The following is a 14,101-nucleotide window of genomic DNA, read 5'->3' on the forward strand; positions in this document are numbered from 1 at the left end:
GGCAGATCATGACATTCCCGGTTTCGCCTGCCGCGGCTCAGTTCCGCAGACGGTATCGGCTGACTGAGCAGCCGATCAGCTTCTCGCTCGACGGCGTGCCTTTTGAGGGCCGCCGTGGCGATACCGTGTTGACCGCCATTCTCTCGGTGCAGGGAAAGGTGCGTCATACCGAATTTACCGGAGAACCGCGTGCGGGCTTCTGCCTGATCGGCGCGTGTCAGGATTGTCATGTGATGACTGCCGAGGGCTACAAGCTTCGTGCCTGCACGACGCTTCTGGAAGACGGCATGGCATTTGTAACGGAGCCAGCACTATGAGCGCGTTGCACAATCCGGCTATTGTCGGCGCTGGTCCCGCAGGCATTCGCGCTGCCGAAACGCTGGTCAAGGCGGGTCTTAGGCCCATCGTGCTTGATGAAGGCTTTCGTTCAGGTGGCCAGATTTATCGCCGTCCGCCTTTCGATGATGGCCGCAGCTATAAAGCGCGCTATGGATCGGAAGCGCATAAGGCCGAAGCGCTGCACAAGACTTTTGACACGTTGCGCGGCGCAATCGATTATCGCCCGGAAACGCTCGTCTGGAATATCACGCGCGGCGAGGGCGATCGTCTTGATCTTCTGACCAACGGCTCGCATAGCCAGCTGGCCTATAGCCATCTCATTCTCGCAACCGGCGCAACCGACCGGGTTCTGCCGTTTAAAGGCTGGACCAAGCCGGGCGTCTACACGCTGGGTGCATCGCAAACGGCGCTCAAAGCGCAAGGCTGCACGGTTGGCGAACGCGTGGTATTCATGGGTTCAGGCCCGCTGCTTTATCTGGTGGCCTGGCAGTATCATCATGCAGGTGCGAAGGTCGTAGCAGTTCTCGACACTGCACCCTTCACCTCCAAGTTTCATCTGGCACATCTTGCGCTTTATGCGCCGCGCATTGTGGCGCTCGGCGCTTATTATGGTCTGCGTCTCAAGCTTGGTGGCGTGCCGATCCATTATAATGTCCGGCCGGATGAGGTTCTGGGCGAAGGCCATGTCGAAGGCATTCGCTTTCGCACGGGCAAGCGCGTTCGCGAGGCTCAGTGTGATGCGCTGGCTTATGGTTTTGCGCTGCGCCCTGAAACCCAGCTTGCCGATCTCGCCGGTTGCGAATTCCGCTTTGAAGAACGCGACCGCGCATGGCTTCCTGCAGCAGACAGGCTTGGCCGTTCAAGCCGCGAAGGTGTTTATGTGGCGGGTGACGGTGCAGGCATTGCCGGTGCCGATGCTGCGGAAATTCGTGGATCATTGGCCGCGATTGCATTGCTCCGCGACATGGGCCTGCCGTTTCACGAAGGCACGGAACGCGGGCTTCTCACAAAGCTCGATCATATCTATCGCGAGCGCCTGATCGTCGAAAAAGCCTTCCCGTTCCCGCGCGATTGGTTCGACACGATTGCAGGCGATGTCACGCTTTGCCGTTGTGAAGAAATTGCGGTGCGTGATGCGAAGGCAGTCATCGGCCAAGGTGATACGCGTGAGATCAACCGGCTCAAAGCGCTTACCCGTGTCGGCATGGGCCGTTGTCAGGGGCGTATGTGTACCGCTGCCGCCGCAGAACTTCTGGCGTCGATGCAGGACAAGACGCCTGCAGAATTCGGGCGCATCCGTGCTCAGGCACCGGTCAAGCCGATCCCGCTCGGCTTTGGCGCTCCGGCCAAGGAAGGCGCTTCGTCATGACCAGACAACTCCAGGCGGATGCGGTGATTATTGGCGGCGGGATTGTCGGCGGATCGGCGGCGCTTTTCATGCGTCAGGCCGGATTGTCGGTCATTCTGCTCGACAAGGGTTTTTGCGGTGCGCAGGCAAGCGGCGTCAATTATGGCGGCGTTCGCAGGCAGGGCCGCGCACCGGAGCAGTTGCCGCTTGCACAGCGTTCGCACAAATTGTGGGCGCGTCTGCCGGAACTGATAGGTATCGATGGCGAATATAACCGCAGCGGACATCTGAAGCTTGCCCGCACTGAAGCGCATTTCGCCAAGCTGGAAGCCTATGCAGCAAGAGTGAAGCCGCTCGGTCTCGATGTTGAGCTGATCGGCGGCAATGCCGTGCGCGAACGCTTCCCATGGCTTCCGGGCGATGTCGCAGGTGCTTCGCTTTGTGCGGAAGATGGCAATGCCAATCCGCGTCTGGTTTCGCCTGCTTTTGCCCGCGCCGCACAGGCTGCAGGTGCCACCGTGCTGGAAAACACACCGGTCATCGAAGCGCATGAAACCGGCGATGGGTTTGCCATTCTGGCCGGCGAGGGCATCGAAATCCGCTCGCGCCTTCTGTTCAATTGCGCGGGTGCCTGGTCGGATCAGTTTGCGGCTTCGTTCGGTGAGCCGGTTCCGTTAACGCGGATTTATCCCACAATGGTTGTGACCGAGCCGATGCCGTTTCGCTTGCCGATGAGCCTTGGAGAAGAAGGCGGTGGTTTCTACGGCCGTCAGGTCACGCGCGGCAATTATGTCATGGGTGGCGGACGCGGTACGCCGCTTGAAAACCCGGATTTTTCGCGGCCTTCGGTCAATGCGGCATCCTCGGTAATGCTGCGAGCAATCGAATTGTTTCCGCATCTCCAACATGCACAGGTGATCCGTTTCTGGTCAGGAACGGAAGCTGAAATGCCGGATGATAATCCGGTGATCGGGCCAAGCAGCCGGGTCAAGAACCTTTATCACGCCTTTGGTTTTAATGGCGCCGGTTTCCAGACCGGACCGGCAGTCGGCGCGGTCCTCGCAGACCTTGCGCTCAAGGGCGAGACAGAAACACCCATCGATGCATTTTCGATCAACCGTTTTACTTCAACCAATACCAATCTTAACATGGAAGGGAACTAAGCATGAAAAATCAACATATTACCGCCATGGCGGCAATGGCACTCGGCCTGTCGACAGCTTTTGCATCGGGCGCGTCGGCCGAAACCAAGACGCTCTATATTGGCATGAATGGCGGCAACATGGAGCGCGCCTATACCGAGCACGTTCTGCCGGAATTTGAAAAAGCCAACAACGTCAAGGTTGTCGTCGTACCGGGCACTTCGGCTGATATTCTGGCCAAGGCAACTGCGCAGAAAGACAAGCCACAGATGCATGTCATGCTGCTCGATGACGGCGTCATGGTGCGTGCGATCAATGGCGGTCTTTGCCAGAAAATTTCTGATGATCCGGTTCTTGCCGACATTCAGCCAGCTGCACGTCTGAAGGACGATATGGCAATCGGCGTTGATATGGGAATGACCGGCATTGCCTATAACAAGAAGCTGTTCGACGAAAAGGGCTGGGCAGCTCCAACGTCGTGGATGGATTTCGCTGACGAAAAATATGCGAACGCCGTCGTGTTCCAGTCGGCTTCCGCCTCGACTTTCGGTCTCCATGCATTCCTGATGTTCAACCGCATTCAGGGTGGTGACGACAAGAACCTCGAACCAGGTTTTGAAAAGTTCCCGGACACCATCGGCAAGAATGTTCTGGAATTCATCCCGTCATCGGCCAAGATTTCGGAAATGGTTCAGACCGGCGAAGCAGCGATCTTCCCGCTGACCCCAACCGGTGTAAACAACCTGAAGGACAAGGGCATTCCGGTTGAATATGCACAGCCAAAGGAAGGTTCTGTCATTCTCGCTGTGACCGAATGCGTTCTCGCAGGCAACAGCGAACCTGAACTGAGCCAGAAGCTCGCCCATTACCTGCTTTCCGCTGATGCGCAGAGCAAGGCGCTTGATCATGGCAATGTCATTCCATCGAACCTGAAGGCAAAAGCCGGTTCGCCAGATGCACAGGCCAAGCTCGACGCATTTAATGGTTATATGAAGACAGCCAACACGCTTGACTGGGATGCTGTCAACGAAGGCCGTCAGCAGCTCAACAGTCGCTGGAACCGCACAATCGAAAAGTAAGATTGTTTTCTGATTGAAAGAAAAGCCGCAGAGTGATCTGCGGCTTTTTTTATGCTGCGGCTTTTGCTTTCTGCGTTCGAGCAGATTGCCAGACCAACGGCACAAGAATGAGAGCGACAGCCGGGAAGATCAGCCAGTTGATGGTCTCCCAACCAGATGAATGCAGCAGCGATCCGGCGAAGAAGGATGCGCAGGCAACCGTTCCGAAGACGAAGAAGTCGTTCGCGCCCTGTGCCTTGCCGCGTTCTTCTGGCGTGTGACAATCGGCAACCATCGCGGTTGCGCCGATGAAGCCGAAATTCCACCCGATGCCGAGCAGGATCAGCGAGACCCAGAAATGGGTGAGATCAAGGCCAGACAGCGCAACGATTGCCGACAAGCCAATAATCAGCAAGCCCATAGCAGTCACGCGTTCCTTGCCGAAACGGGTGATCAACATGCCGGTGAAGAAGCTTGGCGCAAACATTGCCAGCACATGCCACTGGATACCCAGCGCTGCATGATCGACCGAATGGCCGTGACCAACCATGGCGATAGGGGCGGCTGTCATCACAAATGTCATGAGACCGTAGGAGACGACGCCAGCAGCCAAAGCCAGCATGTAGCGCCGGTTCAGCAATATTTCTTTGAGCGGGCGGCCATGATCGGCGGCATTGCTGGATTTCGCAGCCTTTGGTGAACGAAACAACATAAGGACGGGAATTGCCAGCAGGGCAAGGACCGCCTGGCTCAGGAAGCTGCCCGCATAGGGCGTTGCCGGCAATGCGTCTCGTGTCCAGATAACAAGCTGCGGTCCTATGATTGCGGCGATCAGCCCACCAACCATGACCCATGAAATAGCGCGTGCTTTAAGAGCGCCTGTCGCGGCATCGGTTGCGGCAAAACGATAGCTCTGCACATAAGCGGCATAAAAGCCGGCAATGAATGTACCAAAACAGAAGATGACGAAAGACGCCGAAAAAATGCCAAGGGCCGCAACGAGGCCTGCAGCCATGCCGAAACATGCGCCAAGCAGATAGCCGTTGCGACGACCAAAGGACCGCATGACAAAGGCTGCAGGCAGGGTGCCTGCTGCAAGGCCAAGATTGAACAGGCTGACCGGTAGCGTAACCAGCGCCGGATCGGAAGAAAGCTGCTGGCCGACCAGACCGCCCAGCGAAATGATAATCGGCGGGCTTGCAGCACCCAGCGCCTGTGCGGCAGTCAGCACAAAGATATTGCGTCTGGCGATAGTCTGGTCGGTCATGTCGTGTACTTCTTCATCGTCGCTTATGCAGTTGCCTTCAGTACCGAGCTAATCAACCACTGGTATCTGAAAATGTTTGCAGATCACCGCCATCACCTGCTTCGCTATATCGCTTTCCACACGATACCAGATCGTCTGCCCGTCACGGCGTCCGGCAATAATGCCCTCGCGTCGTAACAGAGCCAGATGTTGTGAAACCGTGGAATCCCGCAAGCCGATCAGCTCGGCAAGCTGTCCCACAGACTTCTCACCTCCGTGCAACCGGCAAAGGATCATGAGCCGGTGATTGTTGGCGATTGACTTGAGGAATTCACTTGCCTCGTCGGCCGCGAGGTGGGTTTTTACGCCCGGGTCGATTGGGTCAGTTTTGTTCATAACTACGTATCTACGAAACTATGAAGATATAGTCAATATTATCCGCAAAGATGCAAATCGGGGAATTTCATTCCGCTTCGCAGGTTTGCTCTCACCGATATCGAAAGGGCTTCTGCTCGCCGTCATCATATTGTAGCCTGCGCCCATTGTGTTGGCTGGTTGGGCTTGGAGTCGTCGTGCGCATAGCTGTATTAAGTGTTGTTTTCGGTTTTCTGTTTTCGGGCGCGGCTCTTACAGAACAAGCCCATGCAGAAGACGACTGGAAGGCCGTTGAAACCATAAAACCTTATGCGATTTCTGGCCGCACCGGTCCGCAGCTTTATGAATCCATCGGCGCGCGTGGCCCAAAGGCGGGAAAATCCCGCGTGATTGCGCACACGACCTTTGTTCTGACCTGGGATCGCAAATTCGACAATTCCAACAATGGCTGCACGATTGTTTCGGCAAAGCCAAAACTGAAAATCACCTATACGCTGCCGAAGCCATCGCAGAAGCTTTCCTCTCCGGTGAAGGAAAACTGGGAGCGCTTTTATGATGGCATCTACAAACATGAACTTGTGCATGGCGATACGGCCAAGGACATGACGCGTGAGATTGTCCGCACAACTATAGGGCTTTCCATTCCAAACGATCCGAAATGCCAGAAAATGCGGCGCGAGCTGATTAACCGTATCAATGCGCTGGTCGCTATTCAGCGTCAGCAGGGCCGTGATTTCGACCGTGTTGAAATGGGATCGGGCGGCAATGTCGAACAGCTTATTCTAGCGCTCGTAAACGGCGGATAGCCGCGCCGGTTTTCCGCGACAGGCTTTACGCAGCGCTGTCGCTGCCTAGCGATGGCAGGGCGTTCCTCGTCAAATTTGCGGGTTTTCAGATCGCAATCGGATTTAACCATAGCCGGTATCGGAAAGCTGTCCGAGGCAAGCTGCTAGTATGGCGAACCCGAACTTTGTATCACTTTGAAGCAGCTCTTGGAGCGAATTTCGGGTTCGAAACCAAACTAGAGATCAGCCATCTCACCGACATGGGGTAAATCCAACTTTATCCAGCATTTGTTAGTCGAAGTATAAGTGCATAACCCAATATCGGATGGCTTGTTTAAGAGAAATCGAATAAAAACAGATAATTAAGGGGTCATCGCGTAATCTTCGTGATTGCGTGCAATGTCAATTGATATGGCTCTGCGGGGGGACTCATGTTAACGGTGCGATTATTGGGCTGGTTAAACAATCGGATATCTGAGCTAGATATATGATTTCACTGATAAAAAAGAGTTGGGTTTAGCCGAATCCTCAACGGCGATTATTCGCATTCTCGCCTTGAGGGGGCAGGATATGTTCGTATGAGTTTCAGATATCCATGGCAGAGACTGGCTTTATTGCCGCGCTTCGGTAAGCAGATTATTCTTCTGTTGAGCGACTGCATCTTGCTGTTGCTGAGTGCCTATCTCGCCTTTGTCATGCGTCTTGGTTTCGTTTTCGTCCCGACGCAAACACAGATTTTCCTGATTGCCATTGCTCCGGCTCTGGCGATACCTGTTTTCATTCGTTTTGGTCTTTATCGGGCAATTATCCGATATCTGGCTGAGCGCGCTATCTGGCCGATTTTTCAGGCAACAGCCATTGCCGCGCTCTTCTGGGTGGCGCTGGTCTTTCTTATGGAATCTTATGGCGGCGCTGGTCTGCCGCGTTCGGTTCCGCTTCTTTATTGGCTGCTGAGCACGGTTCTCATTTCTGCAAGCCGGTTCGGTGCCAAATGGCTGTTGCGCAGCGCTGAATCAAATAAAACCTATTCAAGCACGGCCCTCATCATCGGTGTTGGTGAACCCGGCCGTCAGCTGGCAACCGCACTTAGAAGCCACAGTGATACGCATGTCATTGGCTTCGTCGATCCTACCGGCAATCTCAGCGGCATGGATATCATTGGTCTTCGTGTTTACGACATCGCACGCATCCCAAGTCTGATCGAGAATTTCGGCGTTCGTCAGGTCGTCATATCCGAACCGGAAATCGATCAAAAGCAACGCCAGGAACTGGCGCGTCTGCTCGGCCGTCTCCCGGTAAGCACCCGCATCCTGCCGCCTATTGCTGATCTGACAGCAGGCAAATATCTGGTCAGTGCGCTGCGCAATGTGGAAATCGACGACCTGCTCGGTCGTTCGCCTGTGCCGCCTGATGTCGATCTTCTGCGTGAGGTTGTTGAAGGCCGACGCATTATGGTGACAGGTGCAGGTGGCTCGATCGGCAGCCAGCTCTGCCGCACGATTGCACAATGGAATCCCAGCTGCATTGTGCTGTTTGAATCGAGCGAATTTGCGCTTTATCAGATTGAGCGACAGTTACGGCAGATCGCGCAATGCGATGTCATTCCGGTGCTCGGCACGGTCGCAAATCAGCAGTGCGTTGAAAAAGCCATCCGCATTCATGCCGTTGATACGGTCTATCATTGTGCGGCCTATAAGCATGTTCCGCTGGTCGAGCAGAACCCGCTTGTCGGCATCTATAACAATGTGTTTGGCACGTTGAACGTTGCCGCAGCAGCTTTTGAGACAGATGTTGAGCGCATGGTGCTGATATCGTCTGACAAGGCTGTGCGCCCAACGAATGTCATGGGCGCGACTAAGCGCTGGGCCGAGCTGGTGGTCTATTATTACGGGACGCTTGCTGAAAAGGCCGGGCGTAATAAGACATTCTATTCAGTACGCTTCGGCAATGTTTTGGGCTCCAACGGTTCGGTTGTGCCGCTTTTCCGCGAACAGATCGCCAATGGCGGACCTGTAACGCTCACGCATGAAGATATGACCCGCTATTTCATGTCGATTAAAGAGGCTGCGGAACTGATTGTGCAGTCCGGAGCGATTGCTCAATCCGGCGATACCGTGCTTCTTGAGATGGGTGATCCGGTCAAGGTTCGCGATCTGGCAGAAAATATGATCCTGCTCGCTGGCCTTACCGTGCGTAACGCCGATAATCCGGAGGGTGATATTGCTATTGAGGTCACAGGCATTCGAGAAGGCGAGAAGATGTATGAAGAGCTCTTCTACGATCCTTCGCAGGCTCAGACCACGCGTCATCCAAAGATCATGCGTGCGCCAAAGGGCCAGAAAGTTGCCGTGGACGTTCCGAAAAGTCTGGATGCTTTGAGGGCTTCGATGGAGACCGAAGATGTGGCCGCAGTTCGCAAAGTGCTTTTTGAAGTTATAACTTTCTGAACCGGCCGCGGAAATCAAGCAGCAGCAATAGAACGGCGACTACAGCGACGAGTAGAAATATGATCTGCGAAAGCGCGTGATCGAAAACCATGATTGCGGCTGCACAGCCTATCAGGATGACATTGAGCATCGCGACGTGGCTCACCACTTTAAGCACGCTCCAGCCTGCGCGTTTGGCAACCTGATAGGCGTGTTTTGAATGCGCCTTCAAAATGTTCTCGCCTGCCAGGCCTCGCAAAATAATCGTGGTCCCAGCATCCAGCACGTAATAGAGCGGCGGGATGAGTGCGACAATGATATGTGTTTCGCGTGCCAATAATAACAGCACCGTGCCAGCGATGAGGCCGAGTGGAAAGCTACCGGAATCGCCCAGAAAAATACTTGCTGGTGGCCGATTGAAGAAGGCGAAGCCCAAGACCCCACCAGCCGCTATCGCAGCAATTGAGCCACTTTCCATGCCAGAGAGCCGAAAGGCTGTCAGCAGCGCGATTCCCGCGAGAGGCACACCGATGCCTGCAACGGTCATCCAATCGAGACCGTCCATGAAATTCGTGACATTGATGGCGGCTACAAGCGTGATGACGATCAGCATCATTTCCATCCAATGCGGCAGCAGATCAGGAAGCAGTCGGAAGTCTGCACCCAAACCATAAGCGACGAGGCAGGCGGCAACGAACTGTGAGCCAAACCGCGTTGAAACGGAAAGATCGAAATGGTCGTCCAGCCCGCCGATGATCCAGAGCAACAAGCACGCTCCAGACAGACACAGAACGAGATCGATGGTCAGTCCCAGATCGGTGCCAAACATCAAAAGCGATATCAGGATGGCCGGGATAAGAGAAATGCCACCGATCTGCCGTGCAGCGACACTGTGGTTTGAACGCGCATTAAAGCCTGCTGCAAGAAAACCTGCAGGCAACAGCTTTGAAAGAAGATAGAGGCCCACGCCGCAAAGAATGGCGCTTGCAAGGAAGGAAACGAGCAGCAGGATCATTGCGACAACCGATCAATGTGGAATTCTCCCATCCGATTACCAGCTTTCAGGGCCTGCGCAAATCCCGCATGTGCCCGAATTGGGCAAACGCCCCGGCATTTATCCCCAGCCCTTATGCAGCATGTTGTAAAGCCTGCAGAATCCGTCAATAGACGATTGCACTTAGCGCGGGGAGCGGCTATAAGCCCGCGCAATCGATCTCTTTGATCCGATTTGTTGGGGCGTAGCCAAGCGGTAAGGCACCGGTTTTTGGTACCGGCATTCCCTGGTTCGAATCCAGGCGCCCCAGCCATCAATGCAGAGACAAATCAAATAAATACATTGGTTTTTTGTGCTTCCCTATGGCCGGGAATGATCTCTCTTTAATCTTCGCTAAATGTGCACATAGTGGTAGCACAGGGCTCTGACGTAATCCGGTCTTTGTAATGCTCGGTTTAAGTCGGCTCCAGATGATGGCTATGACATAATAGTGAGTGTCAGGTTCAAAATCTTCAGCGACGCGGAACGATTCTCAACGACAATCAAACCTCGCACGAACGGAGATTGAACGGGCCACGTCTGCAACTTAGAACTCGGGCTTCTGATTTTCCTGAGCTCTAGAACCACCTGCCAAGGAAAGAATCCTAAATGCGCCGCATTCGTGAGCAACGACAGAGTTGACTCAATCGCGACATTTCTTCATTTACCCAAAAACGAATTGACGAAATTTATCCGAGAAAGCGGCAGTCGTGAAAAAAAGAAGATTGACCCGGGAAAAATTATGAGTATCCAGATTTCCAGGATAGAAGTGTCCCATGACATTATAAAGGCAGAACCAACCAAGGGTGCTAAAGTCGCTATTGGTGATATTATTGAAGCTCTGTCGAAATATCGGTTGGCGTTAATTTTTGGTTGGCAAGACGTTGCACAACGTTATAGGCGTTCCCGAGTTGGAGCTTTCTGGCTAACCTTGAATATGGCTGTGTTTATCGGCGCTTTGGGTTTGATTTTTGGAACACTTTTCCAAAGTGAGATGCATGAGTTTCTGCCTTACTTGTGCGCAGGTATTATCACGTGGGGGTTCATTTCGACATCATTGGGTGAGGGGTGTACTACCTTCACGTCCTCGGAAGGTATAATCTTGCAAGTAAGAATGCCTTTATTTACTCATATATTGAGGGCAATCTGGCGCAATATCATAATATTTGCTCATAATATAGTTATTTTTCCCATTCTGTTGCTTATTCTGGGCCGCATGATCAGCATCAATGTGCTTTGGGCTATACCAGGTTTCCTTTTGATTTGCCTGAACCTAACTTGGATAATGCTCATTCTGGCTGTTCTCTGTGCGAGATTCCGCGATATGACACAGGTAGTATCCAACATACTACAGGTGTTGTTTTATGCTACGCCTATAATGTGGATGGTAAAGATACTGCCAGATCATGTGTCGCGATGGTTCATAGAGTTAAATCCTTTTTATCATTTGATTGAGCTGGTGAGAGCCCCTCTTTTGGGGCAAGCCCCGACTGCGACAGACTGGGCATTCGCGACTGGTCTAGCGATCATCGGTTGGATTATCGCCATAGCGTTCTTTGGACGTTATCGTTGGCGTGTAGCATATTGGTTGTAGAAAATGAGTTTGATCCAACTACAAAACGTAAGCGTAGAGTTCCCCATATACAATTCAACGAGCCGCTCGTTGAAGAACCGTGTACTTAGCATTGCGACAGGTGGAAAAATTGAGAGGCGCAGTGATCGATTGGTGATTGTGCGTGGTCTCGATGATGTTTCTATGACGTTTAGAGATGGCGACCGCGTGGGGCTTATCGGCCACAATGGCTCCGGTAAAACCACTCTATTACGCGTATTGTCAGGTATTTACACACCCACGCACGGAAGTTCAATTATTAAAGGCCATTGTGTTTCATTGATTAATATTAATCTTGGAATTGATCCTGATGCTACGGGCCGTGAAAATATTCGGCTGCGCTCCGCGATGATGGGGATGCCTCCAGAGGAAATTGCCGAAAAATTCGAGCAGATCGCTGATTTTTCTGGATTGGGTGACTTCCTCGACGTGCCATTCCGGACGTATTCCTCTGGTATGCAACTTAGATTGGCCTTTGCAACTTCAACAGCTGTCCGGCCAGAAATATTAATAATGGATGAGTGGCTTTCGACGGGAGACGAGGACTTCAAAGATCGGGCTAACGCACGTATGCGCGATCTCGTGGACTCAACAAAAATTTTGGTTCTTGCGAGCCATTCAAAGGAGTTGATGGAAAAAAACTGTAATAGGGTAATTTGGCTGGAACACGGGCGCGTCAAGATGGACGGGTCTCCCGAGGAGGTTCTATCGAACTATTTCGGCGGATAGCAAACCGGATCGGCACACTGTAGTTTGGGGGATTATCAATATGCAGAAGTTAAAAAGCCGTTTCAGGCAGTTAACTAACGCATTGCGTTATTTGGTGCGTGGGGATTTCTCAGGCTTAATACGTCGTGTACGAAGGATTCAAGATGAACAGAGCCATGTGAAGTTGCACCGCCGTTTGACAGCAGGTGATCGGCGTGCTTGGGGGATCGTCTGCACTCCACATACGCTTTTTATAGCAAATGCAATATCTGAACGCCTGTCCAAGCATGGGATAGTAAGCGAAATTATGACAGGAGATCTCCAAGATTTCGGTCATGATTTTTATATAGTTCTTTGCCCTCAGATGTTTAAACAACTCCCCCCCTCAAACAAGCGTGTCGTTTTTCAACTCGAGCAGTCAGTGAATTCCCGCTGGTTCACACCGGAATATATGAAAATTCTGAACGAATCCCTCTGCGTTCTCGAATATTCTTTAACCAATATAGATTTCCTTGCACAAAAAGGGGTTCAATACCCAAAAGTGCATTATTTACCGATCGGCGCTGTTCGAAAAACAGATTATAACGAAAGCCCTAAGAAGTACGACTTCGTTTTTTATGGTGACAATTTAAGTTCCGAGAGACGGCGCCTTTTTCTTTCAGCGTTAAAAAGAAAGTATACAGTTAAAATATGTAATGATGTGTTTGGCGATGAAATGTATTCGATTGTTCGCCAGGCAAAAGCTGTCATAAATATTCATTATTATGAGGATGCTCTGCTAGAGATGCCTCGTATTTGTGAGTGCATCTCGTTGGGTGTGCCAGTACTATCAGAGGGAACACTCGATCAGCAAGAATATCCGGAGTTACAAGGAGCTGTGCGATTCTTCGATGAAGGCTCCATTGATAGTATGATGAGTACTGCGGCTAAACTGCTGGATGATATTGAAACTATGAATTTAGCTGTCCGTGCCGCAGTTTCTTCAAGCGCCGCACGGTTCGATTTCATGATGGATCGTTTTTTAGTTGCCTTGGGTGCAATCCCCGCTAGCGTTATACTTGAAAACCCCATCTTTGTGCAGAGGGAAAGCGACTTTTTTGCTCTTTCGTTACCCGAAACCACAGAACGACGTAAGATGATTGCCCAATCTCTCCCAAAAAACTGCGAGTTGTTCGACGGGGTTCGGCACCGGATCGGTTGGATCGGGTGCGGTTGCAGTTTTAATGCGTTGTCGCGCTATGCCATTGCTCAAGATGTTGAGAGACTGACGGTGATGGAAGATGACGCGATAATTCCAAATGATTTTGATAGCGTTCTGCTAGAGGTCAATCAGTACCTCGACACCCGAGGAGCGGATTGGGATGTCTTTTCGGGTCTAATGGCTGATATCGATCCCGAAGCGAAAGTGCTTTCGGTTGAGATGGTGGGCACACGCACTTACGTCACAATTGATAGAATGACCAGTATGGTATTTAACATATACAATCGTAGTGCCCTGAAATTACTGTCGAGTTGGAACCCGCTCAATGACGACGCAGTCACGAATACCATTGACAGGTATCTCGAAAAACGGGAGGGCCTTCGGGTAGTTGTATGCTTGCCGTTTCTAGTCGGCTATAACGAGGACGTCACTTCGACCTTATGGGGGTTCAATAATAACCGTTATATGCCGATGATCGAAAAGGCAGAAAAAGAAATAGAGGCGCTGGTTTCTACTTGGATAAATGACCAACATCGATCTCGTAATCGTTAGAAAATGATTATAAATTTTACGACCTGATAATTCCTATCAATTATTGTAGAGTAAATTATTTTGAGATAACTATAGGTTTAGACCTCCCATTATGCGATTATTCAGTGTTGTATTAATTATAATTGATCATTTACAACATACATGTGATTATCCTTAACGCCGTTTCTTGAGCGAAGAGAGCTAACATTTCCTAGCCGTTCCTCAGTTTAAGGTGAGACAAAAGATTTACGGCTTTGGTATTTGCTTATGAAATCCCCTAACATGTTCCATTAATGC

The 14,101-nt window shown here is 51.8% G+C and carries 12 protein-coding genes and 1 tRNA gene; 10 read left to right on the forward strand and 3 right to left on the reverse strand.

Annotated elements, in window-relative coordinates; all coding sequences use genetic code 11:
• The first annotated feature begins 8 nt into the window (after positions 1 to 8).
• Genes ABWV94_RS09140 through ABWV94_RS09155 form a run of 4 tightly spaced genes read left to right on the forward strand, consistent with a single transcriptional unit; the run spans position 9 to position 3,908 of the window.
• A complete protein-coding gene (locus ABWV94_RS09140; RefSeq protein ID WP_064321364.1) occupies positions 9 to 317 on the forward strand; it encodes a (2Fe-2S)-binding protein in 309 nt (102 codons plus the stop codon).
• Positions 314 to 1,708: an FAD/NAD(P)-dependent oxidoreductase gene (locus ABWV94_RS09145; RefSeq protein ID WP_353413322.1), complete on the forward strand. Its 1,395-nt coding sequence runs from the start codon at positions 314 to 316 to the stop codon at positions 1,706 to 1,708. Before ABWV94_RS09140 ends, ABWV94_RS09145 begins: the two co-directional genes overlap by 4 nt.
• Positions 1,705 to 2,850 (forward strand): NAD(P)/FAD-dependent oxidoreductase, encoded by a 1,146-nt coding sequence (locus ABWV94_RS09150; protein ID WP_113487743.1) that lies wholly within the window; start codon positions 1,705 to 1,707, stop codon positions 2,848 to 2,850. Before ABWV94_RS09145 ends, ABWV94_RS09150 begins: the two co-directional genes overlap by 4 nt.
• A gap of 2 nt (positions 2,851 to 2,852) precedes the next feature.
• Positions 2,853 to 3,908, forward strand: a complete 1,056-nt coding sequence (locus tag ABWV94_RS09155) for an ABC transporter substrate-binding protein (RefSeq protein ID WP_353413325.1) — start codon at positions 2,853 to 2,855, stop codon at positions 3,906 to 3,908.
• A 49-nt stretch (positions 3,909 to 3,957) separates the two neighbouring features.
• On the opposite strand, the gene ABWV94_RS09160 is transcribed toward ABWV94_RS09155, so the two are convergent.
• Entirely contained in the window at positions 3,958 to 5,154 is a 1,197-nt protein-coding gene (locus tag ABWV94_RS09160) for an MFS transporter (RefSeq protein WP_113496397.1), read from the reverse strand.
• Between the two features lie 48 nt (positions 5,155 to 5,202).
• Positions 5,203 to 5,529, reverse strand: coding sequence for an ArsR/SmtB family transcription factor (locus ABWV94_RS09165; protein ID WP_113159676.1), 327 nt, complete (start codon positions 5,527 to 5,529; stop codon positions 5,203 to 5,205).
• A 176-nt stretch (positions 5,530 to 5,705) separates the two neighbouring features.
• On the opposite strand from ABWV94_RS09165, the gene ABWV94_RS09170 reads away from it, so the two are divergent.
• Positions 5,706 to 6,314: a DUF922 domain-containing Zn-dependent protease gene (locus ABWV94_RS09170; protein WP_502905158.1), complete on the forward strand. Its 609-nt coding sequence runs from the start codon at positions 5,706 to 5,708 to the stop codon at positions 6,312 to 6,314.
• 557 nt (positions 6,315 to 6,871) lie between these two features.
• Positions 6,872 to 8,740, forward strand: a complete 1,869-nt coding sequence (locus ABWV94_RS09175) for a polysaccharide biosynthesis protein (protein WP_113496396.1) — start codon at positions 6,872 to 6,874, stop codon at positions 8,738 to 8,740.
• Here the strand turns inward: ABWV94_RS09175 and ABWV94_RS09180 are convergent.
• Positions 8,727 to 9,734 carry an MraY family glycosyltransferase gene (locus ABWV94_RS09180; RefSeq protein ID WP_113496395.1) on the reverse strand — a complete coding sequence of 336 codons (1,008 nt, stop codon included), beginning with the start codon at positions 9,732 to 9,734 and terminating at the stop codon, positions 8,727 to 8,729. The two genes, ABWV94_RS09175 and ABWV94_RS09180, sit on opposite strands and share 14 nt — an antisense overlap.
• Positions 9,735 to 9,951: 217 nt before the next feature.
• Between ABWV94_RS09180 and ABWV94_RS09185 the strand changes: the two genes are divergently transcribed.
• The 4 genes from ABWV94_RS09185 (at position 9,952) to ABWV94_RS09200 (ending at position 13,825) form a co-directional block, all read left to right on the forward strand.
• Positions 9,952 to 10,026: transfer RNA gene (locus tag ABWV94_RS09185), tRNA-Gln, on the forward strand.
• A gap of 348 nt (positions 10,027 to 10,374) precedes the next feature.
• Complete coding sequence (locus ABWV94_RS09190; RefSeq protein WP_502905159.1) at positions 10,375 to 11,346, forward strand: ABC transporter permease; 972 nt, start codon at positions 10,375 to 10,377, stop codon at positions 11,344 to 11,346.
• A gap of 3 nt (positions 11,347 to 11,349) precedes the next feature.
• Positions 11,350 to 12,093: an ABC transporter ATP-binding protein gene (locus ABWV94_RS09195; protein ID WP_353413328.1), complete on the forward strand. Its 744-nt coding sequence runs from the start codon at positions 11,350 to 11,352 to the stop codon at positions 12,091 to 12,093.
• Positions 12,094 to 12,133: 40 nt separating this feature from the next.
• Complete coding sequence (locus ABWV94_RS09200; RefSeq protein WP_113496393.1) at positions 12,134 to 13,825, forward strand: methyltransferase type 11; 1,692 nt, start codon at positions 12,134 to 12,136, stop codon at positions 13,823 to 13,825.
• Positions 13,826 to 14,101: the final 276 nt, after the last annotated feature.

It is taken from the genome of Brucella sp. NBRC 12953 (genome assembly GCF_040369775.1).
Lineage (GTDB): Bacteria > Pseudomonadota > Alphaproteobacteria > Rhizobiales > Rhizobiaceae > Brucella > Brucella pseudogrignonensis.